At 62.9% G+C, this 25,742-nt stretch carries 27 protein-coding genes and 1 tRNA gene; 14 read left to right on the top strand and 14 right to left on the bottom strand.

Annotation, left to right across the window (positions count from 1 at the left end; translation table 11 throughout):
- The first annotated feature begins 37 nt into the window (after window positions 1–37).
- The 4 genes from QPK27_RS03395 to QPK27_RS03380 all read left to right on the top strand — a co-directional run bounded on the left by QPK27_RS03395 (window position 38) and on the right by QPK27_RS03380 (window position 6,875).
- On the top strand, window positions 38–1,735 hold the full coding sequence (locus QPK27_RS03395) for a GNAT family N-acetyltransferase (RefSeq protein ID WP_290416794.1): 1,698 nt from the start codon (window positions 38–40) through the stop codon (window positions 1,733–1,735).
- On the top strand, window positions 1,722–2,795 hold the full coding sequence (locus QPK27_RS03390) for a GNAT family N-acetyltransferase (protein ID WP_290416793.1): 1,074 nt from the start codon (window positions 1,722–1,724) through the stop codon (window positions 2,793–2,795). Before QPK27_RS03395 ends, QPK27_RS03390 begins: the two co-directional genes overlap by 14 nt.
- A gap of 166 nt (window positions 2,796–2,961) precedes the next feature.
- Window positions 2,962–4,125 (top strand): glycosyltransferase family 4 protein, encoded by a 1,164-nt coding sequence (locus QPK27_RS03385; RefSeq protein ID WP_290416792.1) that lies wholly within the window; start codon window positions 2,962–2,964, stop codon window positions 4,123–4,125.
- Between the two features lie 983 nt (window positions 4,126–5,108).
- Entirely contained in the window at window positions 5,109–6,875 is a 1,767-nt protein-coding gene (locus QPK27_RS03380) for a DUF4832 domain-containing protein (protein ID WP_290416791.1), read from the top strand.
- A gap of 429 nt (window positions 6,876–7,304) precedes the next feature.
- Here QPK27_RS03380 and QPK27_RS03375 read toward each other — a convergent pair whose 3' ends face one another.
- The 5 genes from QPK27_RS03375 to ispB form a co-directional block, all read right to left on the bottom strand.
- Window positions 7,305–7,820 (bottom strand): hypothetical protein, encoded by a 516-nt coding sequence (locus QPK27_RS03375; protein ID WP_290416790.1) that lies wholly within the window; start codon window positions 7,818–7,820, stop codon window positions 7,305–7,307.
- Complete coding sequence (locus QPK27_RS03370) at window positions 7,817–8,443, bottom strand: hypothetical protein (protein ID WP_290416789.1); 627 nt, start codon at window positions 8,441–8,443, stop codon at window positions 7,817–7,819. Before QPK27_RS03370 ends, QPK27_RS03375 begins: the two co-directional genes overlap by 4 nt.
- Entirely contained in the window at window positions 8,440–9,024 is a 585-nt protein-coding gene (locus QPK27_RS03365) for a PAAR domain-containing protein (protein ID WP_290416788.1), read from the bottom strand. The genes QPK27_RS03370 and QPK27_RS03365 overlap by 4 nt, the downstream gene beginning before the upstream one ends.
- Before the next feature lie 277 nt (window positions 9,025–9,301).
- Window positions 9,302–9,378: transfer RNA gene (locus tag QPK27_RS03360), tRNA-Pro, on the bottom strand.
- 52 nt (window positions 9,379–9,430) lie between these two features.
- Entirely contained in the window at window positions 9,431–10,420 is a 990-nt protein-coding gene (gene ispB / locus QPK27_RS03355) for an octaprenyl diphosphate synthase (protein ID WP_290416787.1), read from the bottom strand.
- Window positions 10,421–10,701: 281 nt separating this feature from the next.
- Here ispB and rplU point away from each other — a divergent pair, with 281 nt between their 5' ends.
- The 6 genes from rplU to QPK27_RS03325 all read left to right on the top strand — a co-directional run bounded on the left by rplU (window position 10,702) and on the right by QPK27_RS03325 (window position 14,533).
- On the top strand, window positions 10,702–11,013 hold the full coding sequence (gene rplU, locus QPK27_RS03350) for a 50S ribosomal protein L21 (protein ID WP_005668436.1): 312 nt from the start codon (window positions 10,702–10,704) through the stop codon (window positions 11,011–11,013).
- Between the two features lie 41 nt (window positions 11,014–11,054).
- The gene (gene rpmA, locus QPK27_RS03345; RefSeq protein WP_005668438.1) at window positions 11,055–11,327 is read left to right on the top strand and encodes a 50S ribosomal protein L27; all 273 of its coding nucleotides are present in this window, start codon (window positions 11,055–11,057) and stop codon (window positions 11,325–11,327) included.
- 106 nt (window positions 11,328–11,433) lie between these two features.
- Window positions 11,434–12,546: an Obg family GTPase CgtA gene (gene cgtA, locus QPK27_RS03340; RefSeq protein ID WP_290416786.1), complete on the top strand. Its 1,113-nt coding sequence runs from the start codon at window positions 11,434–11,436 to the stop codon at window positions 12,544–12,546.
- 1 nt (window position 12,547) lies between these two features.
- Window positions 12,548–13,012 carry a hypothetical protein gene (locus QPK27_RS03335; RefSeq protein ID WP_290416785.1) on the top strand — a complete coding sequence of 155 codons (465 nt, stop codon included), beginning with the start codon at window positions 12,548–12,550 and terminating at the stop codon, window positions 13,010–13,012.
- On the top strand, window positions 13,009–14,145 hold the full coding sequence (gene proB / locus QPK27_RS03330) for a glutamate 5-kinase (protein ID WP_290416784.1): 1,137 nt from the start codon (window positions 13,009–13,011) through the stop codon (window positions 14,143–14,145). The genes QPK27_RS03335 and proB overlap by 4 nt, the downstream gene beginning before the upstream one ends.
- A gap of 37 nt (window positions 14,146–14,182) precedes the next feature.
- Window positions 14,183–14,533, top strand: a complete 351-nt coding sequence (locus QPK27_RS03325; RefSeq protein WP_290416783.1) for a nuclear transport factor 2 family protein — start codon at window positions 14,183–14,185, stop codon at window positions 14,531–14,533.
- A 3-nt stretch (window positions 14,534–14,536) separates the two neighbouring features.
- On the opposite strand, the gene nth is transcribed toward QPK27_RS03325, so the two are convergent.
- Together nth and rsxB are read right to left on the bottom strand one after the other, a co-directional pair.
- On the bottom strand, window positions 14,537–15,244 hold the full coding sequence (gene nth / locus QPK27_RS03320) for an endonuclease III (protein WP_290416782.1): 708 nt from the start codon (window positions 15,242–15,244) through the stop codon (window positions 14,537–14,539).
- Between the two features lie 3 nt (window positions 15,245–15,247).
- On the bottom strand, window positions 15,248–15,937 hold the full coding sequence (rsxB, locus tag QPK27_RS03315; RefSeq protein ID WP_290416959.1) for an electron transport complex subunit RsxB: 690 nt from the start codon (window positions 15,935–15,937) through the stop codon (window positions 15,248–15,250).
- A gap of 199 nt (window positions 15,938–16,136) precedes the next feature.
- On the opposite strand from rsxB, the gene QPK27_RS03310 reads away from it, so the two are divergent.
- Window positions 16,137–16,484 (top strand): RcnB family protein, encoded by a 348-nt coding sequence (locus QPK27_RS03310; protein ID WP_290416781.1) that lies wholly within the window; start codon window positions 16,137–16,139, stop codon window positions 16,482–16,484.
- 190 nt (window positions 16,485–16,674) lie between these two features.
- Complete coding sequence (locus tag QPK27_RS03305) at window positions 16,675–17,868, top strand: hypothetical protein (RefSeq protein ID WP_290416780.1); 1,194 nt, start codon at window positions 16,675–16,677, stop codon at window positions 17,866–17,868.
- A 73-nt stretch (window positions 17,869–17,941) separates the two neighbouring features.
- Here QPK27_RS03305 and QPK27_RS03300 read toward each other — a convergent pair whose 3' ends face one another.
- The 5 genes from QPK27_RS03300 to QPK27_RS03280 all read right to left on the bottom strand — a co-directional run bounded on the left by QPK27_RS03300 (window position 17,942) and on the right by QPK27_RS03280 (window position 23,071).
- Window positions 17,942–19,177: a polyhydroxyalkanoate depolymerase gene (locus QPK27_RS03300; RefSeq protein ID WP_290416779.1), complete on the bottom strand. Its 1,236-nt coding sequence runs from the start codon at window positions 19,175–19,177 to the stop codon at window positions 17,942–17,944.
- 268 nt (window positions 19,178–19,445) lie between these two features.
- A complete protein-coding gene (locus tag QPK27_RS03295; protein WP_290416778.1) occupies window positions 19,446–20,543 on the bottom strand; it encodes an NAD(P)/FAD-dependent oxidoreductase in 1,098 nt (365 codons plus the stop codon).
- 128 nt (window positions 20,544–20,671) lie between these two features.
- Window positions 20,672–20,995, bottom strand: coding sequence for a ferredoxin FdxA (gene fdxA / locus QPK27_RS03290; RefSeq protein WP_005668458.1), 324 nt, complete (start codon window positions 20,993–20,995; stop codon window positions 20,672–20,674).
- Between the two features lie 226 nt (window positions 20,996–21,221).
- Window positions 21,222–21,590: a protealysin inhibitor emfourin gene (locus tag QPK27_RS03285; protein ID WP_290416777.1), complete on the bottom strand. Its 369-nt coding sequence runs from the start codon at window positions 21,588–21,590 to the stop codon at window positions 21,222–21,224.
- Entirely contained in the window at window positions 21,587–23,071 is a 1,485-nt protein-coding gene (locus QPK27_RS03280) for a hypothetical protein (RefSeq protein WP_290416776.1), read from the bottom strand. Before QPK27_RS03280 ends, QPK27_RS03285 begins: the two co-directional genes overlap by 4 nt.
- Window positions 23,072–23,297: 226 nt before the next feature.
- On the opposite strand from QPK27_RS03280, the gene QPK27_RS03275 reads away from it, so the two are divergent.
- Window positions 23,298–23,579, top strand: a complete 282-nt coding sequence (locus tag QPK27_RS03275) for a polyhydroxyalkanoic acid system family protein (RefSeq protein WP_290416775.1) — start codon at window positions 23,298–23,300, stop codon at window positions 23,577–23,579.
- Between the two features lie 81 nt (window positions 23,580–23,660).
- On the opposite strand, the gene QPK27_RS03270 is transcribed toward QPK27_RS03275, so the two are convergent.
- Window positions 23,661–23,915, bottom strand: coding sequence for an acyl-CoA-binding protein (locus QPK27_RS03270; protein ID WP_290416774.1), 255 nt, complete (start codon window positions 23,913–23,915; stop codon window positions 23,661–23,663).
- Between the two features lie 188 nt (window positions 23,916–24,103).
- Window positions 24,104–24,460: an FKBP-type peptidyl-prolyl cis-trans isomerase gene (locus QPK27_RS03265; protein WP_290416773.1), complete on the bottom strand. Its 357-nt coding sequence runs from the start codon at window positions 24,458–24,460 to the stop codon at window positions 24,104–24,106.
- A gap of 208 nt (window positions 24,461–24,668) precedes the next feature.
- Here QPK27_RS03265 and QPK27_RS03260 point away from each other — a divergent pair, with 208 nt between their 5' ends.
- Window positions 24,669–25,484, top strand: coding sequence for an EI24 domain-containing protein (locus QPK27_RS03260; protein ID WP_290416772.1), 816 nt, complete (start codon window positions 24,669–24,671; stop codon window positions 25,482–25,484).
- Window positions 25,485–25,742 lie beyond the last annotated feature (258 nt).

Genomic DNA, 25,742 nt, shown 5'->3' with positions numbered 1-25,742 from the left:
CATGCGGATGATGGTTGAGGCTCGTCGTGGAGAAACTATGGGAGTGACGCTGCTGACGGGAGCGGATGCGCTTGAACGTATCGGCACCGACGCCTTCCAGTCGAGGTGGCGGACGCTGTACGCGGCCTGCCCCTGGGTCACGGCGTGCCAGCATCCGGACTTCGTCCTCACCTGGTACCGCTGTTATCGCGCGCGCTACCTGCCGGTGGTGGTGTTCGACGAAGACGACGGCGGCGCCTTGTCCGGCCTGCTGACGCTGGCCCTGCACCGGGGCGGTCGAAAGCTGAGCGGGGCAGGAGACCACCAGGCCGAATACCAGGGCTGGATGCAGCGCCCGGACCGGGATGCGTCCTTTATCCTGGCGGCGATACGCGCGCTGCGCAGCGCGTATCCGGCTGCCGATCTGCAGCTGCGTTATCTGCCGCCCGGCATGCCGCTCGATGCGTTTCAAGCGGGAGGCAACGTTGGCGCGCCGTTTTCCCTGCACCGGTACCGGCGGCCGCTGATGAGGATCGAGGCGGCCGCCATGGCGCGCCAGCGCAATAAAAAGAATCACCGCCAGAATTTCAACCGGCTGGGACGGGGTGCGGCGGTGCGCTTCGAGCACGTGGTCGGGCACGGCGAATTCGTCGCCGCGTTCGACGAGATGTGCATGCAGTACGACTTCAGGCAGGCCGCACTGTATCGCAGCATGCCGTTCACCGACGACCCTGCAAAAAAGCCGTTCTATATCGGGCTGCACGAGAAAGGCATGCTGCACGTGTCGGTCTTGCGCGTGGGCGAGGCGATTGCCGCATCGCATATCGGATTGTTGACCCACGGGCGCGCGGTCCATCTGGGCATCAATACCCACGATCCGGCATGTGCCGCGCACTCGCCCGGCAATCTGCTGTTGGCGATGCTGGGCGTGCATCTGGCTGACGAACATATCCCGTGGCTCGATTTGACGCCGGGAGGAGACCGCTACAAGGAGCATTTTGCGACCGATCACGATGTCGTATTCGGGCTCACCGTGTATGCAAATCAAACGCGGCGCTGGCGCGATGAAACGGTCCTGGCGGCGACTGGCGTAGTGAAAGACAAGTTGCAGAACGCAGGTTATCGTCCGGACGCGATCATGGCCGCCATCCAGAAGCTGAAGCATCGGGGTGGAATGAAAGTCTTGTATGCGGCCTTGCGCCGCCGCGCGCCGGTTCAGGCAAAGCTATTCAGGCACGGCGGCATGGTTGCGTCTGGTCCGGAAAACGATCTGTCAATTTCCCGAAACAGATTGCACGATGTGATGAGATTCGACGCGCTTGGCGCATCGTTCGATTACCGCGAATTCCTGAGCGCCGCAATGCGGCGCATGGAAAGGTCGTGCGATGTATACAGCCATGTCCGGGACGGAAAACTGCAGATCTGTTGCTGGGCTCAGGCGGGTTTTCCTGGTGCCGAGATGGCAGACGCCGGCATGGACAGGGCGCCGGCAGCGGACGCCATCGTGCTGTCGAACCTGTACGTCCATCGCGACCTGGGAAAAGACGGCCTGATACGGGATTTCCTGCTCCAGATCGTGACCGATCTGCACGGGCGAAAATCCGATGTGAGCGTGTACTACCGCGGCGTCCTCGATGACGCCTTGCGCACGGTGATGGAGACCTGCGGTTTTAGCGAAGAAGCGCGTGCTTTAGCTTGCGGCCGCGCGCGCAACGGGATGGATGTCAACCGAGACCAGAAACATGAATACCCGTGATTTGGTTCAATCGAATGAAGAATCTGTTTCCTGCTATATGTACGAGATTCCTCCTTTTGTTGAGAAGGAACTCGTCCGTTCCTATGAAACCCTGCACGCGTCCCTGCCGTTCTTCAGGATATTCAGGTCGCTGCTTCACGCCAATTGCTATGTCGCGCGGCGCCCGGGCCATCCGCACACGATCCTGTTATTTACCTGCCAGGGCCGCAGCGTCGAGGTCCTGAACGAAATGATCGAGGTCGAGCAGGCCGAACTGGATCGCTTCGCGCGCTACGTTTTCAGCCGGTTCGCACGCATTGACGTCATCAGTTTCAAGGCAGTAAAAGCCGAGATCGGCGGCTTCGCTTTTCCAGTACAAAAACATGATTCGAAATCAACCTACGTCATCACACTGCCCGGCAAGCCGGAGGAATATACCGCGAGTATAGGAAAGTCGACGCGGGCCGGACTCAGGCATCAGATGAACAACGTGGTCAGGGATTTTCTGACGTTCAAATCCGAATTCTTTGTGAATGAAGATGTGGATGAGCAATATGTTCGCGACATCATTCGCTTCAGCGAACAAAAGCTCCATGCTCAGGGCGTCAACATCGCGCACGATATCGACCGTATCCTGGCGCTGGTCCGGGCTTGCGGGTTCGTCAATGTGTTCCTGATCGACGGCCGCATCTGCGCCGGCTCCATCAATTACCGTGTCGGGACCAGCTGTTTTGGCGAAGTGACCGGGTACGACCCAAGGTACGAAAAATACGGCTTGGGCAAGTTGTCGGTGCACCAGACGATTTGCGAAAGCATCCGGCGCGGCGCCAGGAAATTCTATCTCGGCGGCGGCGTATTCGATTTCAAGAAGCGCATGCTCGGCGTGCCGCTCTGTATGGATGAACTGACCATTTACCGCTCCTATCCCAGGATGCTGCGCAACCTGGACCGGGTGTTGACATCCGCGGCCAGCGGATACCTTGGCTACCTCAAGAACGTCCTGCACCGTCACAAGCAGAAAGCGTGGGCCAGATATGCATTCAAGTCGTTTTACTTTTTCAAGAACAAAATCGCGGATTGATCGCGCCGCTGCGCCGTCACGGCGGCCGCGAACAGCGCCGTCAGCGGTCGCGCGATGATGGAGGCGCCACCGTCGCCACCTTCGCCACCTTGAACCGCACGGCCGCGCCAGGCGCGCACAAGCCAGCGGATGGCCGCATGGCCGGCACCGAGAAAGCGGATTTCCTATGCGATTGCTGATCTATATTCATTCCCTCGAAAACGGCGGCGCCGAGCGCGTCGTCGCCAACCTGGCCAACCACTGGGTGGCGCTTGGCTGGGACATCACGCTGGTGACGGTGGCGTCGCGGGCGCGCGACTTCTATGCGCTCGACCCGGCGGTGCGCCGCATCGCGCTCGACCTGCCCGGCAACCGGCGCAACGTGCTGGCCGGATTCTGGCGCACCGCGCGCCGGGTGCACGCCCTGCGCCGGGTGCTGCGCGCGGTGCGCCCGGACGTGGCCTTGTCGGCGATGCATACCGCCAACGTCGTGCTGGCGCTGGCGGCGCGCGGCATGGCGCGCCTGCGCACGATCGGTTCCGAACACAATTTCCCGCCAAAGTCGCCGATGGGCATCATCTGGGAAACGCTGCGCCGCCACGCCTATGGGCGGCTGGACGCGGTGGTGGCGCTGACCCAGGAGTGTGCGGCCTGGCTGGCGGCGCATTCGCTGGCGCGCAAGATCCTGGTCATTCCGAATCCCGTGTCCTGGCCCCTGGCGCAACACGTGCCGCACGTCGATCCTGCGGCCTTGTGCGGGGCAGGGCGCCGCATCGTGCTCGGTGTCGGGCGCCTCAGCGCGGAAAAGAATTTCGCCGCCCTGATCGCCGTGTTCGCGCGGCTGGCGCCCGCCCATCCGGACTGGGACCTGGTCATCGTCGGCGACGGGCCGCTACGCGCCGAGCTGGCGGCGCAGGCACGCGCGCTGGGACTGCAGGATCGTGTTTTGCTGCCAGGTTCGGTCGGCAATGTCGGCGACTGGTACGCGCGCGCCGACCTGTACGCGATGAGCTCGCACTTCGAAGGCTTTCCCAATACGCTGGTCGAGGCCATGGCCTATGGTTTGCCGGCGGTAAGTTTTGATTGCGATACCGGACCGCGCGACATCATCCGGCACCAGATCGATGGCTTGCTGGTGGCGGCGGGCGATGCCGGGGCCTTGCACGGCGAACTCGACCGGCTGATGCGCGATGCAGCGCTGCGCTCGGCGTTCGCCTCCCGCGCCGTCGAGGCGCGCCAACGGTTTTCGATCATCAGGATTTCGCACATGTGGGAAGACTTGTTCAGCGCCCGACCGCAGTCTGCCACGCCGCGCCAGAGCCCTGCATCCGTGGCCGACTCCCCGCGCTGATGCTGGTAGATACAAGGCATGCCTGCATGCACCAGCCGGCCGGGCCGGCTTCCGAGTGATCGATTCAACAGGCATTGCGCGTTCCACACTGGCCGAGCTTGAATAGGCCGACCACCCACGTCTTTCCATTCCGCAGCAAGCGCAGGATTATCTAAGGCATGCGCGCGAGCGATTAGTTTCCTTATTCCAATATCCCCACTGAAACTCTTGATTCGATATGCATGAGGTGCAATTCACCTTGCGTATTGATTCATTGCAACCCACTGAGCCGTTCTTGCAACATTTCATTTTCCCCAAGAAAAAATTTTTCTTATTTTGAGGAACTAACCGCGAAGAAACCCGCTCCAACGTGCTCCTTTATCCGAAATTTTCGGCGAGTTCTATGACAGAGATCAAAGAGCTTAGCGGGAATTAGGATCCGAACATATACCTTACGCAGGATGGAATCACCGACGAGACATCAGACTTCCTCAAATAAATATCTTTATCCGGGGAACTTAATGATGCGAGGAAATTCTAACGGTACGTAATCTGGACATCGAGGAGTTCATATGACAGAACGCAATTTAACTTAGTGGAAGGAGAAATCTTTTCAGGGGTCTTCGTTGGTGGTCTTTCTTGTACGTTGTGGTGAACCGATGCTTCTGTCCCGCCTTGTCGATCATTTACCGTAGCGCTCGTTGTAGCGCTATCCCCGTCACACGCTGACCTGGTCCGGTCAGTTCCTTTTACGTCATTCCTGCGGGTCTGTTCCCGCCATTTGCTCTGCAAGCGGCGGCGGGACGGTTCGCGCTGATTTTCTGCGGGTAATCCCTGCCATTGCATTGCAAGGGCGGTCGGGACGTCTCGCACCCAGTGTTCGTCATTTTTTTTGAAAAGCGATTGTTTTCATGTTCCAAGCTCAAACATCTTCCGCCTCCTTCGCTCGCCGTCCGCTCAGCGTCATGCTCCTCTGCGCCGGTCTCGCATCCAGCTCCTTCGCCATGTCGGAGGCTGCGGCTGCCCCGGTGGCATCGGCCACGGCAGTCCAGACGGTTGCCAGCAGCGACACCAGGAATGCCTATTTCAAGATTCCCTATACCGCCAAGCCGACCTGGGTGCGCATCTACATCGACACTGACCGCATCGCCACCAGCGGCTACCCGATCAACGGCATCGGCGCCGGCTACCTGATCGAAAACGGCAACCTGTACCAGTACACCGGTAACAACGGCGCCTGGGGCTGGACCTTCGTCAAGACCGTGGCCAACACCACCGCCAATGGCGTCGCCTCGGTCACCGTGGCCCGCGCCGACATCGGCAACATCGGCGCCATCACCGCCATGGCGCAAACCGATGCGCCGACCTATGTGTCGCCGATCCTGCGCGTGAGCTTCACCAACCCGACGCCGGCGCCTACCCCGACGCCAACCCCAACCCCGACGCCGACGCCGACGCCGACGCCGACCCCGGCACCGAACCCGGGCGGCGCCACGGTCAACTATACCGCCAGCAACGCCGTCATCACCAACCCCGAGCGCGGCTTCTATCGCCACGTCGGTTGCGAAACCCCGCTCAGCCAGTCGCAGCTGACGGGTTTCCGTACCTCGGGCGGCGAATCGCTGATGCTGTGCGTGTTCTACCTGCGTAACTTCGTGAACCAACCGATCAACCAGCAGACCCTGAGCCTGTTCCAGCAACAGATGGACACGGTGCGCAAGTCGGGCCTGAAAGCGATCGTGCGCTTCGCCTACAACGACAACAATTCGCCGGTCGACGCCACCCCGGCCATGGTCAACACCCACCTGACCCAGCTGGCGCCCTACCTCTCGAACAACAAGGACGTAATCGCCATCGTGCAAGCCGGCCTGATCGGTAGCTGGGGCGAATGGGGCAACACCCAGAACTATGGCGACAGCTACAACATGACCGCCAAGAACCAGGCCGACCGCAAGTCGGTGGTCGACAAGCTGCTGCAAGTGGTGCCGGCTGACCGCCAGGTGCAGCTGCGCATGCCGCTGTTCAAGACCAAGCTGTACAGCCCGACCGCGCTGACCGCGGGCGAAGCGTATACCGGCACTGCCAAGGCACGCCTGGGCCACCACAACGATTGCTTCCTGTCGAACTCGTCTGACTACGGCACCTACATCAACCCGTCGGTCGAGTTCCCGTACCTGCAAGCCGAGACCAACTACGTAGCCTCGGGCGGCGAGACCTGTGCCTATACCGCGCCGCGCAGCGATTGCCCGACCGCGGTCAGCGAAATGACGCGCTTCCACTGGGCGTACCTGAACATGGACTACAACACCGCGGTGCTGGACAAGTGGCGTTCGCAGGGTTGCTTCACCCAGGTCGACCAGAAGCTCGGCTACCGCTTCGTGATGAAGAACGGTTCCTACTCGGGCAGCGCCAAGCCGGGCGGCGCCTTCAGCATCAACCTGCAAGTGCAGAACCAGGGTTGGGCTTCGCCGTTCAACAGCCGTCCGGTGGAACTGGTGTTCCGCAACACTTCCGGCGGCGCCCTGTACCGCGTCAAGCTGAATGCCGATGCGCGCCGCTGGCTGTCGGGCCAGACGGTGAACATCAGCGAGACCGTCACCCTGCCGGCCAACATGCCGCGCGGTTCGTACTCGGTGATGCTGCACCTGCCTGATGCCGCATCGTCGCTGCGCGATCGTCCGGAATACGCGATCCAGATGGCCAACACCAACACCTGGGAAGCGTCGACCGGCTTCAACAACCTGAACCACACCGTCGGCATCGCGCCGTAAGCGGTTCCGCGACCTGACACGGGTTGGCGGCGGCATGCCGCCGCCAACCCGCGGAGGGCGCGCAGTACGTCATTCAGGAATGGGTGCGCAGAGAAAGCAGACGCGCAAAACAAAACAGCCGGCATTGCCGGCTGTTTTTTTGCGACCTCGAGATCGCGTAGAATTCTGTGGTCGGGGTGAGAGGATTCGAACCTCCGGCCTCTACGTCCCGAATAATAAACGCGAGATTCGAAAGCCTGAAGGCATGCGAGTTATGGCTTTTTTTTAAAAGCAGTACTACACTATGCACGATATTGCTGGACGGTCACATAAACCGACTTCCCGTGTAGCATCCGAAACGCAGAGAATCACTCGGCTGATGACCGCCTGGCGGGGCGCTTCTACCTCGTAGGTGACGGCCGCATACCGCATACATACCTGGCGATAGTATTATTTTTCGCTCACGGCTATATTGCCTGACGCATAGAACGTAGCACCGTCATGCGCCTTACGCTCGATCAGATACAATCCGCGCATGTTCTGGAAACTGCCGCTCTTTCCCAAACCGTCGAAGTTGAAGGTGGCGCAAATGTATGACTTGCTGCCTTCGCGCGCCTCGCCCCATATCGCTTCATACGGATTGAACACTGCAGGCGGCTTGCGCTTGTCAAGGCGCGTGACACGTGACAGAGGCGTTTCCTTCCCATTGAATACCAAGCCGAACGCTTGCGGTTTTTTTATTTCCCAGGTCCCGACGGTGTCGGGGCCGTGTTGCAGTGTGATATCGGTTTTCCCCGCTTCTTCATCTTCGGTTACCTGGAAGGCGTCTGCTGTTATCGAAGTGTAACGCACCTTGGGCGACACGCTCTCGGTGCGCAGGCAGGCGTCTACGACAGCAGGACTGGGCCTGGCACAGGCCTGCGCGGTGAGGACGCCCAGTAGTAGTCCAGCAAAGAGTGCTTTCACTTGTATTCCTTTGCGCCGGTGGCTTTCATATAGGCCGGATTGTGCTTCCAGAAGATTGTGCCGCCATATGCGGCGGTGGAAACATAGATGTGGTCGTACCTGGCTACTTCCACTGTTTCCGAACTGATCACCTTGCCTTTTTTCTTCTTGACTATCGTCTTGGTGATGATAACCAGCTTGGTCGATTCCTTGATGTCATAGATGTTATGTGTAGGATCGGAAAACTGGATCCCATGTTTCACTTTAAAATGATTTTTGTAATTGGACTTGATATCGGCGCCATCCCAGAAATAGCCGCCGTTCGAAAAATCCGCACCCTCGTATGCGAGTGCCTTCTTCGCTGCGTCAAGCGCAGCGCTCATGCCAGCATCCTTGGCGATCTCTGCTTCGCTGGCATTCGTGAATTTCTTGTAGCGCGCGTTGCCGTCCTTGACGACGAAGGAAAACGTTTTGTCGGACGTAACGAAGGTGCTCATATCCGAATACCCGCGCGCATTTCGCTGGCGTACTAGCACATACGCGATGGCGCTGATCTCTTCTGGCACATCCTTCGGCGAGGCCTCGCCATAAGCCATGGCTGCCAGAATACGCATTTCTTTACTGATGGTGTTAGTGTCACTCATCCCCGCAATCCACCATCCCTGTCGAGCCACGTGATAAGGCAAGACTGTCCGGCGCCGGTGATCTTGACCGTTTCTCCATCTGTATAAATGCCCGCTTTGGTGTGTAAGACATCGGCCATGCGCAGGTCGTAACAGTAGGCATCGACTGGCTTGCCATCTTCACCGACCAGGCTATAAAAATGCTCGATTTCAATTTCGTCGTCCTCACTGCCACTCTGCGCGGCATTGTGTGAAGGAATTGCTTGCGCCGCCCTCGCTGTTGCCGCGTCAGCCCTTTTTTGGGCAGTCACGCTAGAGCTGGCACTGGTGCCCGATCCGCATTCGACAACGTCGGTAAATTGACTGGCCAGCAACACAGCACCACAAGCCGTCTTCATACCAGCTACCGCTACGCCTTTGCCATAAAAGGTGGTGGTGAGTACACCTTCTATGATCGGATAGTTTCCCTTGCACTTGGGGCAGTAGGTCTGGTGGCCGATGTACGCGATCGGCTTGCCCATGCAGATATCAGTCAGTGATCCTTCCACCACGGTACCGTCTTGGCTTGTCTTGTCACCTAACCGAATAATTTCGCCCGCCATGCACATCCTTCTTAACCATGTCTACCGCTAGGATATGCCAAATTTGTGATTGTCGGTAGAGATCCTTATCCAAAAAAAAGGGTAATAAGTCTAATGCTCACATCAGCACGGCAGTTGGTGGTGTAAACGAGCCGCGCAAGATGAAGTGTGCCAAACCCCGGTTAATGCAGAGACCCCGCACTCTTCGGTCCGTAGACTCATTTTCAGGGAAATATTCGATAGCGCAGGCGTAAACGAAAACAGCGGCCCGGCGGCCGCTGTCGTGTGATAAATTCTGTGGTCGGGGTGAGAGGATTCGAACCTCCGGCCTCTACGTCCCGAACGTAGCGCTCTACCGGGCTAAGCTACACCCCGACGGTTCGGGACGTCATTACAGCCATCCCGGGAAGGCATTACTATAATAATCTTAATGGTTCCTGTCAACAGCGAAGCTGCAGAGCTGGAGCAGGCTGTTTTTGTAGATGCTGTCGGGCAGATCGGCGATGGACGCCGACGCGCGCCGCGCCGCCTGTTCGGCCTGCGAACGGGTGTAATCCAGGGCGCCGCTCGAGGTCACCGCCGCCAGCACCGCGTCGAACTGCTGCTCGTCGCCTTGCTCGATGCAGCTGCGCACCAGCTCGCGCTGCTGCGCGCTGCCGTGCTCCATCAGCCAGATCAGCGGCAGGGTAGGTTTGCCTTCGCGCAGGTCGTCGCCCAGATTCTTGCCGATCTCGGCGGCGTCGCCGGCGTAGTCGAGCACATCGTCGATCAGCTGGAAGGCGGTGCCGAGCGAGCGGCCGTATTCGCCGGCCGCGGCAATCTGTTCATCGTTGGCGCCGGCCACCAGCGCGCCGAGTTCGGCGGCGGCTTCGAACAGCTTGGCGGTCTTGGAGCGGATCACCAAGAGGTAGGCCGCTTCGGTCACGTCCGGATCGTGCATGTTCAGCAGCTGCAGCACTTCGCCTTCGGCGATCACGTTGGTGGCGTCGGACAGGATGCGCATCACGCGCATATTGTCCAGGCCGACCATCATCTGGAACGAACGCGAGTACAAGAAGTCGCCGACCAGCACCGAGGCTGCGTTGCCGAACAAGGCGTTGGCGGTCTGGCGCCCGCGCCGCATCGACGATTCGTCGACCACGTCGTCGTGCAGCAGCGTCGCGGTATGGATGAATTCGACCACCGCCGCCAGTTCGTGGTGGTCCTCGCCCTTGTAGCCGTAGGCATTGGCCAGCAGCAGCACCAGCACCGGGCGGATACGCTTGCCGCCGGCGCTGATGATGTACTCGGCGATCTGGTTCACCAGGGTGACTTCGGAATGCAGCCGCTGGCGGATCACCGTGTTGACGGCCTCCATGTCGGGCGCGATCGATTGGACGATGGTGTTCTGTTGGGCGTGTTGATTGGCGGCGGACAAGGCGAACCTGCAGGCGATGGATTGTATATGAGTGCGGCGATTATACGACATGCAAGGGAAATGCGTCCTATGCCGCGGCCGCGTTCTCCCTATGGCGCGGCGGGGCGCGCACCGTCCTTACGCCGCCGTTGCAACAGGCGCCGGCGCAAAGCGCAATCGGCTTTGACGCACATGCCTGTCCCATGTATAATCCCCTGTTCCCCGGCTTTCAAACAGTTCAGCGCAGCAGTGCGGCTCATCTGCGCCAGGGATTCTTTTAACATTTGATGAGGTTTCAAATCATGTACGCGGTCATAAAAACCGGTGGCAAGCAATACAAAGTTGTCGCTGGTGAAAAACTTAAAGTAGAACAGATACCGGCTGACATTGGTTCCGAACTCACGATCGATCAGGTCCTCGCCGTTGGCGCGGGCGACAGCATCAAGTTTGGTGCTCCGCTGGTCGAAGGTGCAACGGTGCTGGTGAAAGTGGTTTCGCATGGTCGTCACGACAAGGTCCGTATCTTCAAGATGCGCCGTCGTAAGCACTACCAGAAGCGTCAGGGCCATCGCCAGAACTTCACCGAAATCCAGATCGTTTCGATCAACGGCTAATCGCCGTCCGGTTCCCAGCATAGTCATCAAGGAGTAATACAATGGCACACAAAAAAGGCGGCGGTACTACCCGCAACGGCCGTGACTCAGAAAGCAAACGCCTCGGCGTGAAAGTCTACGGCGGCCAGGCGATCAACGCCGGCGGCATCATCATCCGTCAACGCGGCACCCCGGTGCGCGCTGGCGCCAACGTCGGCACCGGCAAGGATCACACCCTGTTCGCGCTGGTCGACGGTACCGTCAAGTTCGTCAAGCAAGGCGTGGGCTCGAAGCAATTCGTGACCGTCGTTGCCAACGAAGCAGTCGCAGCGTAATAGCACTCAGCGCCGCATCATGCGGCGCTTCTTTGCAAGGCGTAAGCCTTCCATCGAAAGGCTCTGCCCACGGTAGGGCCTTTTTAGTTTTTAAGCGGTCACAATCATGAAGTTTATTGACGAAGCAAGAATTGAAGTCATCGCTGGCGACGGCGGCAACGGGTGCGCCTCGTTCCGTCGCGAAAAGTTCCGCCCATTCGGCGGTCCGGACGGCGGCGACGGCGGCAAGGGCGGCTCGATCTACGTGGTTGCCGACCGCAACGTGAACACCCTGGTCGACTTCCGTTACTCGAAAACCCACACCGCCCGCAACGGCGAACCGGGCCGCGGCTCGGACTGCTACGGCAAGGGCGCGGAAGACGTCACCATCCGGATGCCGGTCGGCACCCTGATCGTCGACGACCTGAACGGCGAGATCGTCGCCGACCTGACCGAACACGGCCAGACCGAACTGCTGGCCAAAGGCGGCGAGGGCGGTTGGGGCAATATCCATTTTAAAACCTCGACCAACCGCGCACCGCGCCAGAAGACCGAGGGCAAGGATGGCGAGCGCCGCACCCTGCGCCTGGAACTGAAGGTGCTGGCCGACGTCGGCCTGCTGGGCATGCCGAATGCCGGCAAGTCGACCTTCATCACGGCCGTGTCGAACGCCAAGCCGAAGATCGCCGACTATCCGTTCACCACCCTGCACCCGAACCTGGGCGTGGTGCGCGTGTCGCACGAAAAGAGTTTCGTGATCGCCGACATCCCGGGCCTGATCGAAGGCGCGGCCGAAGGCGCCGGCCTGGGCCACCAGTTCCTGCGCCACCTGGCGCGCACCGGCTTGCTGCTGCACATCGTCGACCTGTCGGGCTTCGATGCCAAGGCCGATCCGGTCAAGGAAGCCAAGGCCCTGGTCAAGGAACTCGAGAAGTACGACGAAGAGCTGCTCAACAAGCCGCGCTGGCTGGTGCTGAACAAGCTCGACGTGGTGGAAGAGTCCGAGCGCAAGAAGGTCGTCAAGGACTTCGTCAAGCGCATGGCGTGGAAGGGCCCGGTGTTCGAGATCTCTGCGCTGAACCGCGAAGGCTGCCAGGACCTGATCAACGCGATCTACCTGCACCTGGAAGAAAAGCGCCACTCGGAACAGCGTGCCGAAGAAGTCTCGATGACCGAGGAAGCACGCGGCATTTCGTCGATCGATCCGGACGATCCTCGTTTCAAGATCCTCGAAGACTGATTTGAGCGCCGGCGTTCCACGCACTGCCAAGGCCACGGCAACTGCCGCCGCAGCAAGCGCCGACGGTCCGTGGTCGCGTGCCGGGCTGCGCGCCCGGCTGTTGTCGCTGGTCGCCACCGTCAGTTCCCTGGCCGCCCTGGTGGCCATGCTCGATCCCGACCGCGTCGCGTCGGCGATGGGCCTGTTTCTCGTCGGCGTGAACGGCTACAGCCAGTTCTACGCCATCTATGTCGGCATCCGTCTCGCTACCGCGGGACTGGCGCTGTTGGCTTCCCGGCACGGCGACCAGCCGCTGCTCGGCGACCTCGTTGCCCTGTTCCTCCTGGCCCAGCCGGCCGGCCGCCTGGTGGCGGCCTTCGCGATCGGCTTGCCCACGGGGGTATTATTCGTCGTCTGCGCGGTCGAGCTGCTGGCAGGACTTTCCCTGCTGGCGCTGCGCCCGCGAGGGAAAATCCTGTCGCCATGAATCCAGCCAACTCCGCTCACTCCGTACTTCAGCAAGCCAACCGCATCATCGTCAAGGTCGGCTCCTCGCTCGTCACCGACGAGGGAAGGGGCCTCGACCACGCCGCCATCGCCCGCTGGGCGCAGCAGATCGCCGCCCTGCGCGCGCTCGGCAAGGAAGTCATCCTGGTCAGCTCGGGCGCGATCGCCGAAGGCATGCTGCGCCTCGGCTTCAGCAAGCGCCCGACCGACATCCATGAACTGCAGGCCTGCGCCGCCTGCGGCCAGATGGGCCTGGCCCAGATCTACGAGTCGAGCTTTCGCGCCCACGACGTCGCCACCGCGCAAGTGCTGCTGACCCACGCCGACCTGGCCGACCGCGAGCGCTACCTGAACGCGCGCTCGACCCTGAGCACGCTGCTGCGCCTGAAAGTGGTCCCGATCATCAACGAGAACGACACGGTCGTTACCGACGAGATCAAGTTCGGCGACAACGACACCCTCGGCGCGCTGGTAGCCAACCTGATCGAGGCCGATGCGCTGGTGATCCTGACCGACCAGCGCGGCCTGTTCTCGAGCGACCCGCGCAAGGACCCGGACGCGCAACTCATCGGGCAGGCCGAGGCGGGCGATCCGCAGCTGGAAGCGATGGCCGGCGGCGCCGGCAGCAGCATCGGGCGCGGCGGCATGCTGACCAAGGTGCTGGCGGCGCGCCGCGCGGCGCGCTCGGGCGCGCATACCATCATCGCCTGGGGCCGCGAGCCCGACGTGCTGACCCGGCTTGCCGGCGGCGAAGCGATCGGCACCGAACTGCGCGCCGCCACCGGGCGCCTGACCGCACGGCGCCAATGGATGGTCGACCACCTGCACACGGCCGGCGAAGTGGTGATCGACGCCGGCGCCGCCGCGAAGCTCACGCGCGACGGCAAGTCGCTGCTGCCGATCGGGGTGCTGGCGGTGAAGGGCGAATTCGGACGCGGCCAGGTGGTGACCTGCGTCGATGAGGCGGGCCGGCCGCTGGCACGCGGGCTGAGCAACTACGCCAGCGGCGAAGTGCGGCGCATCATGCGCCATTCATCGGGCGAGATCGAAAGCATCCTCGGTTTCGTCGAAGGCCATGAACTGATCCATCGCGACAACCTGGTGCTGTTGTAGAATCGGTGCGACTTTTTTATCGAAAGAACGTATGCCGATGTCTCCACTCGCCGTGGTCCAGGCCCAGCTCGACGCCTACAACGCCAAGGACCTCGACGCCCTGATGGCCACCTATGCGCCGGATGCGCAGCAATTCGCCCTGCACGGCGCGCTGCTGGCCACGGGCCACGACCAGATCCGCCCGCGCTACGAAGCGCGCTTCGTGGAACCGGACCTGCATGCGCGCCTGCTGTCGCGCACGGTGCTCGACAACTTCGTCACCGACCTCGAGATCGTCACCCGCAACTTCCCTGAAGGGAAGGGGACTGTGGAAATGCTGTGCGTGTATGAAGTGGTCGACGGGCGCATCGCGCGCGCCTCGTTCGCGACCGGGGAAACCCGCCTCTAGCGTTCAGCTTGCGGCAGAGACTGCCGCAACGGCGGCATCGACCTGAGCGTCCAGCGCCGGGTCGTGCACCCCGCTCGGCGCCGGGGTCTTGTCCTTGAATTCGCACAGGTCGGCGATCAGGCAGTTCCAGCATTTGGGCTTGCGCGCTACGCAGGTGTAGCGCCCGTGCAGGATCAGCCAGTGATGGGCGTCTTGCAAAAAGTCTTTGGGCACGAATTTCAGCAGCTTCTGCTCGACGATGTCGACGTTCTTGCCCGGCGCGATCTTGGTGCGGTTGGACACGCGGAAGATGTGGGTGTCGACCGCCATGGTCGGCTGGCCGAACGCCGTGTTCAGCACCACGTTGGCGGTCTTGCGGCCCACGCCCGGCAAGGCTTCCAGCGCTTCGCGCAGCGGCGGCACTTCGCCGCCGTGCTGCTCGACCAGGATCTGGCAGGTGGCCATCACGTTCTTGGCCTTGGTGTTGTACAGACCGATGGTCGCGATATAGCTTTTCAGTTCGTCGATGCCGAGATCCAGGATCGCCTGCGGCGTGTTCGCCACCGGGAACAGGCGCCGCATCGCCTTGTTGACGCCGACGTCGGTGGCCTGCGCCGACAGCAGCACCGCGATCAGGAGTTCGAACGGCGTCGTGAATTCGAGTTCGGTCGTGGGATGGGGATTGGCTTCGCGGAAACGGGTGAAGATCTCGAGGCGTTTGGCGGGGTTCATCGTTCAGGTCTTGTCTGGGTTGCCGGCGGCCTTCAGGCGCGCGCGTTCCATGGCGGCGGCGATGATGGCGCGCTTGCGCTCCTTCTCGGCCAGTTCTTCCGGGGTATTGGTGGCTTCGGCGGTGACGGCGCGCATCTTCTCCACCGCCTTGGCGGCCAGCCGCGCATCGTTCTCTTCGCGCTCGCGCTGCAGGCGCGCGCTGCGGAAGTCGTGGCGGCTTCTTGCGGCGTCGGCGTCCGCCTGCGACCAGGCGTCCCAGCCGGTGGCGGCGCCGGTGACCGGCACCATGGCGATGCAGTCGACCGGGCACGGCGCCACGCACAGGTCGCAGCCGGTGCACAGGCTGGGCAGGATGGTGTGCATCTGCTTGGCCGCGCCCAGGATGGCGTCGACCGGGCAGGCCTGGATGCACAGCGTGCAGCCGATGCACAGCGACTCGTCGATGAAGGCGACCGGGCGCGGACGCTCGACGCCGTTGGCCGGGTTGATCGGGATCACCGGGCGCCCGGTGGCGGCCGCCAGGCGGCGCACGCCTTCGATGCCGCCCGGCGGGCACTGGTTGATCTCCGCTTCGCCGCGCGCCATCGCTTCGGCGTACGGACGGCAGGCGGGATAACCGCATTTGGTGCACTGGGTCTGCGGCAGCAGGTCTTCGAGCTGGTCGGCGAGGGGCTTGGTCACGGCGGAGAAAATCGGCGATTCAAATCTGATAAGCCGACATTATCCGCCAAAACAGTCGTCGGCGCGCGGCACTCGGCGTGGCTTGAGCTTGCGCAAAGGCGATCCGTTTCGATCGACTCGAGCTCAGCCGTTTGTAATGTACGTGTTCGAGCTAACAGACGCGGCCCCGATACGCTGGTGTACTGGCGGCTCACTGACCGAGGGGGCCGAGATGAACGAGTTGATTGCGCCGCTGATCTTCGCCGCGCTGATGTCGGCCGGGGATGGCTTGCAGCCGCGCACGGGCGGCGCACCGGCCAGTGCGGCGAACCCGGGCGCGCCGGCCCAGGTGCAGCCGGCGGCGCTGAAGGCGGGGCCGTACCGCAGCGTCGAATCGGATGGTGAGCTGCGCCGTGGCGAACGCCTGCCGGCACGCTACCAGACGCATCAATACGTAGTCGAGAACTGGCGCTCGCTGCGCCTGGCCAAGCCGCCGCGCGGGCACCAGTGGGTGCAGACCGGCGGCAGTTATGCGCTGGTAGCGATCGCTACCGGCCGGGTAGCGCAGGTGGTGCGCTAGCGGCCGTCTCGCATCCCGCCTTCTGCGCTGCCAATCACGTCCGCCGGCGGACGGTCGATGCCGCGCTGCCCGAACCTGTCCTCTTTGCACGCTACTGACAGATCAAGAGCCTGTGCCGATGGCATGAAAAGACTGCAGTTCTCTGTCAAAGTGGACGCGGTAGTGTCGGGTGGCCAGACGGAGGCGGCAGATGAGGATTGGAACCGGATATGCGCGCGGGCGACGCCGTTTTCTGATCGGCGGTGCGAGCGCGGGCGCGGCATGCCTGTGGCCGCTGCGTTTGCAGGATGCGCCGCCGAGGATCAGGAAGCGCGGCAAGGTGGGCGATACCGGCGGCGCTGCGGTGCCGTCCAATCGCGTGAGCCTGGCCGACTTTGGCGGCGTACCCGGCACCGGACGGACCATCCTCGCCGGCGCCTTCCGTCGGGCCCTGGCTGCGCTCGAACGCCGCGGCGGCGGCATCTTGTTCGTTCCGCCCGGCCTCTATGATTTTGGCAGCCACGCCGACCCGGCTTACATCATCTTGTGCCGTAATGTGCGCAACGTCGCCATCTCGGCCTATGGCGCCACGTTCATGGCAACGACGTCGGCACGGGTCGTGCCCAATATGTTTTATTTCTTCAATTTCTCCAACGTCACTATTGCCGGCGCCAGCTTTATGGATCCGGGATTCAGTCCATGGCTTAACTGGAGAGGGATGTATTGCGTCGGCATCCAGGCAGACCAGGCCAGCAGCGGCTTGCGCATGGTCGACTGCTATGCCGAAAGCGTTGTCGGGCTATTCGCGTCCAATAACAATGCATCGAGTCAGCGACATCTTTCGGATATCAGCGTACAAGGCGAAGTACGCCATGCGTACTATGGCGTGGGAGCGAGCTTCATCATGAAGAACGTCAACGTCGATCTGGTTTGCCATAATGTCAGGCGCGCCTTCATTGCATGTTCGTTACGGAAGGGCGACATCGCGATCACGACGTCCAACAGCCTGAATTGGCCCGGAAGCAATGGGCTGGTGTCTCTCGCTACGAATGGCGCCAGTACCGGTAATGTGGAGAACGTACGGGTACGGGTGGACGTGTCCGGCGATTGCATACACAGTGCCTATGTCCATTTCTACCACCAAGGCGCCGAGGCCGAAGGTTATATACGGGACGTCGATGCTACCGTGAATGTGATCGATTCAAATTCTACGGGGACTTTGTTTTTATTCGATCACGAAGTGGATCGCGTACAGAGAACAACCGCGCGCACCTGGGATCGCATATCACTGCATGGCAAGGTCGCCCCGGGCTACACCGGGAAGATCATTGCCAACCCGTCCATGACAACATCGCCCGGTACGGTGTATGTCGATTGTAATCTGGCAAGCATCTGGACGCGCTGACAGGCGATGCACGAACCAGGGATAAAAAAATGCCGTGGCGTACCACGGCATCTTTCATGACCGGCGCTCCCGGTCAGCGGTTCGCCTGGATGAACCCGGTAATCTTCGGACACACGATCTCGCGCCAGCGGCGGCCCGAGAAGATGCCGTAGTGGCCGGCCTTCGGCACCACGAACTCCAGCTTCTTCTCTGGCGGGATGCTGCTGCACAGGCCGTGCGCGGCGCTGGTCTGGCCCAGGCCCGAGATGTCGTCTAGCTCGCCTTCGACGGTAAGCAGGGCGACATTCTTGATGTCCTGCGGACGCACCAGCTGGCCGCCGACTTCCCAGGTGCCTTTCGGCAGGCTGAAGTCCTGGAACACGGTCTTGATGGTGTCCAGGTAGTATTCGGCCGGCATGTCGAGCACGGCGTTGTATTCGTCGTAGAACTGGCGGTGCGCCTCGGCCGAATCGTCGTCGCCGCGCACCAGGTGCTGGTAGAACTCGCGGTGCGACTGGGCGTGGCGGCCCGGGTTCATGGCGATGAAGCCGGCGTGCTGCAGGAAGCCCGGATACACCTTGCGCCCGAAGCCCGGGTAATTGCCCGGCACCGCATAGATCACGGTGTTCTCGAACCACGAGAACGGCTTCTCGATGGCCAGGTCGTTGACCGCGGTGGGCGACTTGCGCGGGTCGATCGGGCCGCCCATCATCGTCATCGTGCGCGGCAGCTTGGGGTCGTCGTTGCTGGCCATCAGGGCGATCGCGGCCAGCACCGGCACGGTCGGCTGGCACACCGAGATCACGTGCACTTCCGGGCCCAGGTGGCGGATGAAGTCCTGCACGTAGAAGATGTAGTCGTCGAGGTGGAACGGGCCGGCGGCCAGCGGCACCATGCGCGCGTCGGTCCAGTCGGTGATGTAGACGTCATGCTCGACCAGCAGCGCGCGCACGGTGTCGCGCAGCAGGGTCGCGTGGTGGCCGGACAGCGGCGCCACCACCAGCACGCTCGGCTGGTTGAGGGCGGCGAATTCGGCGTCCGGCAGGTCTTTCCTGAAGTGCAGCAGCTTGCAGAACGGTTTCTCGAGCACGGTGCGCTCGTGGATCGCGACTTCCTTGCCGGCGATGGTGGTGGTGTCCAGGCCAAAGGCCGGCTTCTGGTATTCCTTGCCGAGGCGGTACATCAGCTCGTAACCGGCGGCGATACGTTGGGAAAACGGGGTGTGCGCGAACGGCGACACGGGATTCGAAAACAGCTTGGAGGACGCATCGGCCCACTGCATCAGCGGGGTCAGGAAGGAGCGTTGCATCTCGTGCAGTTGATAAAGCATAGGGTATTCCTTCGGGGTGACAGCGCGTCGCAAACAATTGCGGCTTGCTTCAAATCATTATAGGGGAATTGCGTTGGCCTGTGGAAACAAGGACTTAGGCATCCCTTATGTATGCTGCACTTGTAGCATATTTGCCCGCCCGCCGTTGGTGGGCCGCCCCACATAAACAAAAATGCCCCGCTGGGCGGGGCATTCGAGGGGGCTTCGTCGTGCCGAAGTTACTGAACGCTCGGCACGACGATGCGGACTACGCACTGCAGACTGGAAATCAGTCGAAGACCGGGGTTTCGACGCCCAGGATCTTGTGCAGCTTCGGCGAGGTCGTCGTGTACTGCATGTGGATCTTCTTGTCCGGGAAGATGTACGGCGCGGCGCCGAAGGCGGCCAGCGCGGCTTCGTGGAAGCCCGACAGGATCAGCTTCTTCTTGCCCGGGTAGGTGTTGATATCACCCACGGCGAAGATGCCCGGCACGTTGGTCTCGAACTTCTCGGTGTCCATCACCTTCAGCTGCTTGCGCTCGATGTCCAGGCCCCATTCGGCGATCGGACCCAGCTTCGGCGACAGGCCGAAGAATACCAGCAGCATGTCCAGCGGCACGCGGCGGGTGACGCCGTCGGCGCCGGTGACCTTCACTTCGCTCAGCTGGCCGTCTTTCTCGTCGAAGCCGGTGACCTGGCCGGTGATCAGCTGCATCTCGTACTCGTCGCACAGCGCCTTCATCTTGGCCACCGATGCCGGGGCCGCACGGAAGTCGTCGCGGCGGTGCACCAGCACCACCGATTCGGCCTTGCCGACGAAGTTCAGGGCCCAGTCCAGGGCCGAGTCGCCGCCGCCGCAGATGACCAGGTTCTTGCCTTCGAACAGTGCCGGATCCTTGACGCGGTAGAACAGCTGCTCGTTCTCGAACTTGTCGATGCCGTCGACCTTGATCGTGCGCGCCTGGAACGAACCGACGCCGGCGGCGATGAAGATGGTCTTGGTGATGAAACGGGTGCCCAGCGTGGTCTCGACGTTGAAGCGCTGGTCTTCGCGGCGCTGCACGGTGGTCACTTCCTGGCCCAGGTGGAAGGTCGGCTCGAACGGCTCGATCTGCTTGAGCAGGTTGTCGGTCAGTTCCTGGCCGGTACAGATCGGCACCGCCGGGATGTCATAGATCGGCTTGTCCGGGTACAGTTCCACGCACTGGCCGCCGACGGCCGCCAGCGAATCGATGACGTGGGCCTTGATCTCGAGCAGGCCGAGTTCGAAGACCTGGAACAGGCCGACCGGGCCGGCGCCGATGATCACGGCATCGGCTTCGATGGCGCCGGCGAAGGAACTGTTGGGAGCGATGCTGCCCGCGTCCTGGGTGGCATTGATAGTCATGCGCTAAGCTTCCTGTGTTTTTTGATTGGTGAGGCGATGGCAGCCAGCACTGCCATGCAAAACGACCCTGTGCGGGCGCCGCGAGCGTCCGCGCGCCGCCGGCGCCGGACGGGTTGCGCGAAGGCGCATCAGCGGGCCAGTTGGTCGAGCTTGTCCTTGACGTCTTTCCACTCTTCCGCGTCTGGCAGGGCCGGCTTCGTCTTGGTGATCGAAGGCCAGAAACGGGCCAGGTCGGCGTTGAGCTTGATGAACTGCTGCTGGTCGCCAGGCACGTCTTCCTCGGCGTAGATTGCATTCACCGGGCATTCGGCCACGCAGACGGCGCAGTCGATGCACTCGTCGGGATCGATGGCGAGGAAATTCGGGCCTTCCCGGAAACAATCTACCGGGCATACATCGACGCAGTCGGTGTAACGACAACGGATGCACGATTCGGTGACAACGTGGGTCATAACAGTCCTATCAATTGGTGGAGTGTCGCGTCGCCGGGCGCAGATGCGTGAATAGGCCGGCCGGACATGGCAAAGCACTGTATTTTAGGGCAATTCAGGTTTTCCCACAAATTCGCCTATATATACATTCCACATAAGCAAATGATGGCCCAGCCGCACGGGCGTGCGGTTCCGGCGCCGTGGAATGGTAGCGCAGCGTCCCCCGAACAGGGCGCGCGCTACCGTTTCAGGCGAGCCGGCGCAGGTGGCCGAGCAGCGTTTGCCAGTCGGCGCTGGTGCCGGCGCTATTGCCGGCGCCATTGCCTGCGATGAGGTCTGCACGATTGCCGGCGCTGTCGCCGACATGGCTGCCGGCCTCACTGGCGGTGCCGCCATCGTCGCTCAGGAACACGGTGTGGCAGCGCGCACCGTCCTCGACCGTGATTTCCCAGCGCGGCAGGTCGGCGCCGACCGCGCATGCGGGCGCGGCCGAGAAGAAGTCGAGCCGCCCCAGCAGCGCTTCGAGCGCGGCGCCGTCGGGGCGGGCGGTGGTATCGAGCTCGACCGTCTGATCGCGGCCGGCGAAGCCGCCGCTGGCGCGGGCGCTGATCTTCATGCCAGCAGCGTCCCGTCCAGCGCGCCCGCCGCCGCCGGCAGGCCCGATGCGGGCACGGCGGCGGCCGCGCCCGGCGCCATTCCCGGCCGGCTGCCCGGAGAGATCCCCGGCAGCGCCGGCCCATGCCGGCCGTGCTCGGCGCACCAGCGCGCCAGCAGGCGCGCCTCGCCGGCCAGCAGGCTTTCGGCGTTGGCGTACTCGGCCAGCTGCATGGTGCCGCAGCAGGCGCGCCGGTCCTGACGCGCGCCGGGCGCGTCGCACACCTTGGCCGCCAGCGGGATGCAGGACAGGAAGTCGGCGCCGGCGCCGAGCGCGGCCCCGAGGGGGGCGCCGACCGTGCCGCCGATTCCCGCACCCAGGGCCGCACCATGCCCGGCCTCGACCACGTCGCGGCGGCTGAACTGGTTGCGGATGAAGCCGCTGTAGGCGGGCGGCTTGCCGTCCTGCGCCACCGCCTGCAGCATGGCGTTGACCACGTCGGCGAAGGTGGCGGCTTCTTCGGGGGACGCAATCAGGGCGCGCAGCAGCACCCCGGCCAGGTAGCCGGCCACCCGGTGCAGCACGGCGGCGTCGTCCTCGCGTTCGGGCGCGCGCTCGTAGGCGAACAGGTCGGCCAGCACGTCGTACACGGCGCCGGTGAACACCTGCGAGATGGCGTGCACCTGGGTGCCGGCCTGGCCCAGGCGCAGGTCGTTGTCGGCGTTGCGCAGGCCGGTGCCGGTGCCGAGCGCCACGCCGAACTGCTCGGCGATGTCGGTCAGGTAGGATTTGTCGTGCAGGCTGGCCTTGGTCTGGGCCACGATCGCTTCGCACTGGTCGAACTGGGACAGGGCCAGGAAGATCGCGCTCAGGTCGCCGAAGGATTCGTGCAGGCCGCCGGTCTGGGGCGGGGCGTCGGCCTGCAGCCAGCGCGGCTTGATGCCGTCCAGCACCGCGTGCGCGGTCTCGTGGGCCACGATGTCGAACGAGCGGCAGATGTAGACGCGCTCGCCGCCGCCGGCGGGAACGAAATCGCCGAACTTGAGGCAGCCCTGGGCGCGGCTGTAGAAGGCGTTCATCACGTCCGGCAGGCCGTGCGGGAACACCCGCAGCGGACTGGTGTCGACGCTGCTGTTCCATTGCCACGGCAGCGGCATGGCGACGCCGGCCGCGCCCAGCGCGCGCTGGTACATGGTCAGGGTCTGGCGCACCACGGCGAAGGTGTGCACGGCGTCGAAGCCGGGCGTGTCGGGCTGGGGCACGAAATCGCCGAAGGCGTTCGGCTCGACCGCCGCGATGCCCGGTTCGCCGGGCGCGATGCGGGCGTCGCGCGGACCGGCCAGCACCACCCCGGGCAGGTAAGCCTTGCGGGTGCCGATCTCGTCCACCGACGGGTCCTGCTTCCACATCAGGACGCGCGCACCGAAGGCGTGCGGCAGCGGCTCGGCCTCGACCGGCGGGCCGTCGTCGGCCCCGTTGTCGGAGATTCGGGGATCGGGCATCAGCGGATCAGGCATCAACTGATGGGGCATCAAGGCGGGCAATTCCATGTCGACTCCTCGCGTAATGACGGGATGCGTTTTCATGGTCGCGCGCCGGGCCGGGCACGCCTTGAGACTCATCAATTGATGCCGCTCGACACCTTCAAGAGTAGCGAGCTCTGGCATGAGGCGGCTTCGAGTGGCATCATGGCGGATTGTGTGGAATCGACTAGGAAGGATTGTTTAGATGGCGGAAATTAGCATCGTCCAGCAACACAGCCTGAGCCCGGACGCGGCGCGTTCGGCGGCCGAGCAGGTGGCGCAGCGCATCGCTGCGGAATATGGACTGGACTGCAAATGGGACGGCGACGTATTGCGCTTCGAGCGCAGCGGCGTGGAAGGGGCGCTGACGCTGGAACACCAGCGTGCGGCGATGCGGATCCGCCTCGGCTTCTTCATGGGGGCGTTCGCGCCGGCGATCGAGGCCAAGGTGGCGGACAAGATGCGGCGGGTATTTACGGCGGCGTGAACAAGGTCGTCCCGCGCGCAGGGGACGACAGTCATGTGCTGGCGCCTGACTGAACAGTACAGGCGACCGAGCTTCCGGCAATCAGCCCTTCAGCTCTTCGATCAGATCGACATACTGCTGTTGCGCCTCTTCCTGCGAGGTGCCCTTCAGGTTGGCCCAGGCGTCGTACTTGGCGCGCGCCACGAAATCGGTCATGCCCGGACGCTCGCCGCTGGCGTCGCCGCTCGAACCCTGCTTGAACAGGGCGTAGATCTTCAGCAAGGTCATGTTGTCCGGACGCTCGGACAGGTTCTTGGAATCGATTTGCGCCTGGTTGAACTGTTCCTGCAAGCTCATGGAAACTCCCGTGATGATGGTTGATTGCGATATTGTCGCTTGGACAATGTGGCAGGCATCTTAGCGCAGGAGGGGCGCGCGGGCGGCTGAAACGGCCGCATTTTAGAAGGGAAGTTCAAATGCACGCGCCGTGCCCGAAGCAGGCGCGCGCATTGGTCGACACTGCAGCGGCGGCTGCAGTGCGAAGCTTAGACAGCCAGCAGTTCGACGTCGAAGATCAGGGTCGCGTTCGGCGGAATCACGCCGCCCGCGCCGCGCGCGCCGTAGCCCAGGCTGGCCGGGATGGTCAGGCGGCGCAGGCCGCCGACCTTCATGCCCTGCACGCCTTCGTCCCAGCCGCGGATCACGTGGCCGGCGCCCAGCGCGAACTGGAACGGGTCGTTGCGGTCCTTGCTCGAATCGAACTTGGCGCCCTGGGTGCCGTCGTCGTTGCGCAGCCAGCCGGTGTAGTGCACGGTGACGTGCTGGCCGGCCTTGGCTTCGTCGCCGCTGCCGGCGATCAGTTCTTCGTATTGCAGGCCAGAATCGGTAGTGGTGGTGGACATGGTCTTCCTTGTTGTTCAGATTGAACGGCGATTGTAGTCCATGGGTCTCCAAAGCGCCATGCGTGTCCCGCTGGCGCCATCGTGTTCGCGGCAAGCCCATGGCTGCCGGCGGCGAAGTTGTGCGTAAAATGACAATCCCGACATCCTCATCAGGAGCCCGCATGTCCGCCGCCGCCCGCTTAGCCACCCACGCGCCCGAGGTGTCGCCATGAAAGGCGTGCTCGCTGCCTACCGGCGCGCACTGCGTGCGCAGTTCAGCGGCGGCATGCTGCTGCTGTCGCTGGCCCCGCTGCTGCTGTCGCTGGCGCTGTGGGGCGTGCTGCTGTGGCTGGGGGCGCAGCCGCTGATCGACTGGCTGCAAGGCACGTTCGAAGCCTACGGCGCCCACGAGACCAGCAACAGCGTGCTGGCCATGCTCGGCATGGGCATGCTGAAGGTGATGGTGGTGCCGCTCCTGGCGATCGCGCTGCTGCTGCCGCTGATGATCGCGTCCAACCTGCTGTTCATGGGCGTGATCGCGATGCCGGCGATCGAGCGCCACGTCGGCCGGCGCCAGTTTCCGAAGCTGGAAAAGAAGGAGGGCGGCAGCTTCTTCGGCAGCCTCGGGATCAACCTCGGCAGTACCATCGTCTTTGCCCTGCTGTGGCTGCTGACGCTGCCGCTGTACGCGGTGCCGCCGCTGGCCTGGCTGGTGCAGGCGGCGCTGTGGGCCTGGGTGACCTCGCGCGTGATGAGCTACGACGCGCTGGCGGCGCACGCCAGCGCGGCCGAGCGCCAGGCCCTGATGCGGCGCCATCGCACGCCGTTGCTGGCGATCGGTTTCGCTTCCGGCCTGGCCGGGGCGCTGCCCGGCATCGCCTGGATGGGCGGCGCGATCTTCTCGATCCTGCTGTTCCCGGTGCTGGCCATGGTGTCGGTGTGGCTGTACATCATGATCTTCCTGTTCGCTGGGCTGTGGTTCCAGTATTACTGCCTGCAGGCACTGGAACAGCTGCGCGCGCAGGAAGCAGTGCCGGCGCCGTAACGGCGATCCGTCGCATTGCCGCGCTTGTGCACCGATGCCGCGGCTGGCGCGTTGAACGCACTGGACCGCGATGGTGGCACGCGCTGAGCGAGGCTCGCACCGAGATGCGATAGCGCATTTGCAAGAAGGGATGTCACCCAGCCAAGTCTTGTTCCCCTGCGCCCGGGGCGCCCGTTGTTTTTTTGCGAAAATATTCTGTGTTCGTCAAATATGTTAAACGGCGTCTCGCGCCGGTCGTATTGATGTGGTGGAATATTG

Origin of the sequence: Massilia sp. YIM B02443, assembly GCF_030411955.1 — a bacterium.
Taxonomy (GTDB): domain Bacteria; phylum Pseudomonadota; class Gammaproteobacteria; order Burkholderiales; family Burkholderiaceae_D; genus Telluria.
Note: the sequence above shows the minus strand (reverse complement) of the source record. Positions and strands in the feature narration are given on the sequence as shown.

What these genes read in the sequence shown, in the direction of transcription:
- QPK27_RS03265 (WP_290416773.1), bottom strand. Translation starts at nt 24,460, where the DNA reads ATGTCCACCACCACTACCGATTCTGGCCTGCAATACGAAGAACTGATC.
- QPK27_RS03325 (WP_290416783.1), top strand. Translation starts at nt 14,183, where the DNA reads ATGTCTCCACTCGCCGTGGTCCAGGCCCAGCTCGACGCCTACAACGCC.
- cgtA (WP_290416786.1), top strand. Translation starts at nt 11,434, where the DNA reads ATGAAGTTTATTGACGAAGCAAGAATTGAAGTCATCGCTGGCGACGGC.
- QPK27_RS03370 (WP_290416789.1), bottom strand. Translation starts at nt 8,443, where the DNA reads ATGAGTGACACTAACACCATCAGTAAAGAAATGCGTATTCTGGCAGCC.
- rpmA (WP_005668438.1), top strand. Translation starts at nt 11,055, where the DNA reads ATGGCACACAAAAAAGGCGGCGGTACTACCCGCAACGGCCGTGACTCA.
- nth (WP_290416782.1), bottom strand. Translation starts at nt 15,244, where the DNA reads ATGAACCCCGCCAAACGCCTCGAGATCTTCACCCGTTTCCGCGAAGCC.
- QPK27_RS03365 (WP_290416788.1), bottom strand. Translation starts at nt 9,024, where the DNA reads ATGGCGGGCGAAATTATTCGGTTAGGTGACAAGACAAGCCAAGACGGT.
- rplU (WP_005668436.1), top strand. Translation starts at nt 10,702, where the DNA reads ATGTACGCGGTCATAAAAACCGGTGGCAAGCAATACAAAGTTGTCGCT.
- QPK27_RS03275 (WP_290416775.1), top strand. Translation starts at nt 23,298, where the DNA reads ATGGCGGAAATTAGCATCGTCCAGCAACACAGCCTGAGCCCGGACGCG.
- proB (WP_290416784.1), top strand. Translation starts at nt 13,009, where the DNA reads ATGAATCCAGCCAACTCCGCTCACTCCGTACTTCAGCAAGCCAACCGC.
- fdxA (WP_005668458.1), bottom strand. Translation starts at nt 20,995, where the DNA reads ATGACCCACGTTGTCACCGAATCGTGCATCCGTTGTCGTTACACCGAC.
- QPK27_RS03395 (WP_290416794.1), top strand. Translation starts at nt 38, where the DNA reads ATGGGAGTGACGCTGCTGACGGGAGCGGATGCGCTTGAACGTATCGGC.
- QPK27_RS03310 (WP_290416781.1), top strand. Translation starts at nt 16,137, where the DNA reads ATGAACGAGTTGATTGCGCCGCTGATCTTCGCCGCGCTGATGTCGGCC.
- QPK27_RS03295 (WP_290416778.1), bottom strand. Translation starts at nt 20,543, where the DNA reads ATGACTATCAATGCCACCCAGGACGCGGGCAGCATCGCTCCCAACAGT.
- QPK27_RS03300 (WP_290416779.1), bottom strand. Translation starts at nt 19,177, where the DNA reads ATGCTTTATCAACTGCACGAGATGCAACGCTCCTTCCTGACCCCGCTG.
- QPK27_RS03260 (WP_290416772.1), top strand. Translation starts at nt 24,669, where the DNA reads ATGAAAGGCGTGCTCGCTGCCTACCGGCGCGCACTGCGTGCGCAGTTC.
- QPK27_RS03280 (WP_290416776.1), bottom strand. Translation starts at nt 23,071, where the DNA reads ATGCCCGATCCCCGAATCTCCGACAACGGGGCCGACGACGGCCCGCCG.
- QPK27_RS03285 (WP_290416777.1), bottom strand. Translation starts at nt 21,590, where the DNA reads ATGAAGATCAGCGCCCGCGCCAGCGGCGGCTTCGCCGGCCGCGATCAG.
- QPK27_RS03380 (WP_290416791.1), top strand. Translation starts at nt 5,109, where the DNA reads ATGTCGGAGGCTGCGGCTGCCCCGGTGGCATCGGCCACGGCAGTCCAG.
- QPK27_RS03305 (WP_290416780.1), top strand. Translation starts at nt 16,675, where the DNA reads ATGAGGATTGGAACCGGATATGCGCGCGGGCGACGCCGTTTTCTGATC.
- QPK27_RS03270 (WP_290416774.1), bottom strand. Translation starts at nt 23,915, where the DNA reads ATGAGCTTGCAGGAACAGTTCAACCAGGCGCAAATCGATTCCAAGAAC.
- QPK27_RS03385 (WP_290416792.1), top strand. Translation starts at nt 2,962, where the DNA reads ATGCGATTGCTGATCTATATTCATTCCCTCGAAAACGGCGGCGCCGAG.
- QPK27_RS03390 (WP_290416793.1), top strand. Translation starts at nt 1,722, where the DNA reads ATGAATACCCGTGATTTGGTTCAATCGAATGAAGAATCTGTTTCCTGC.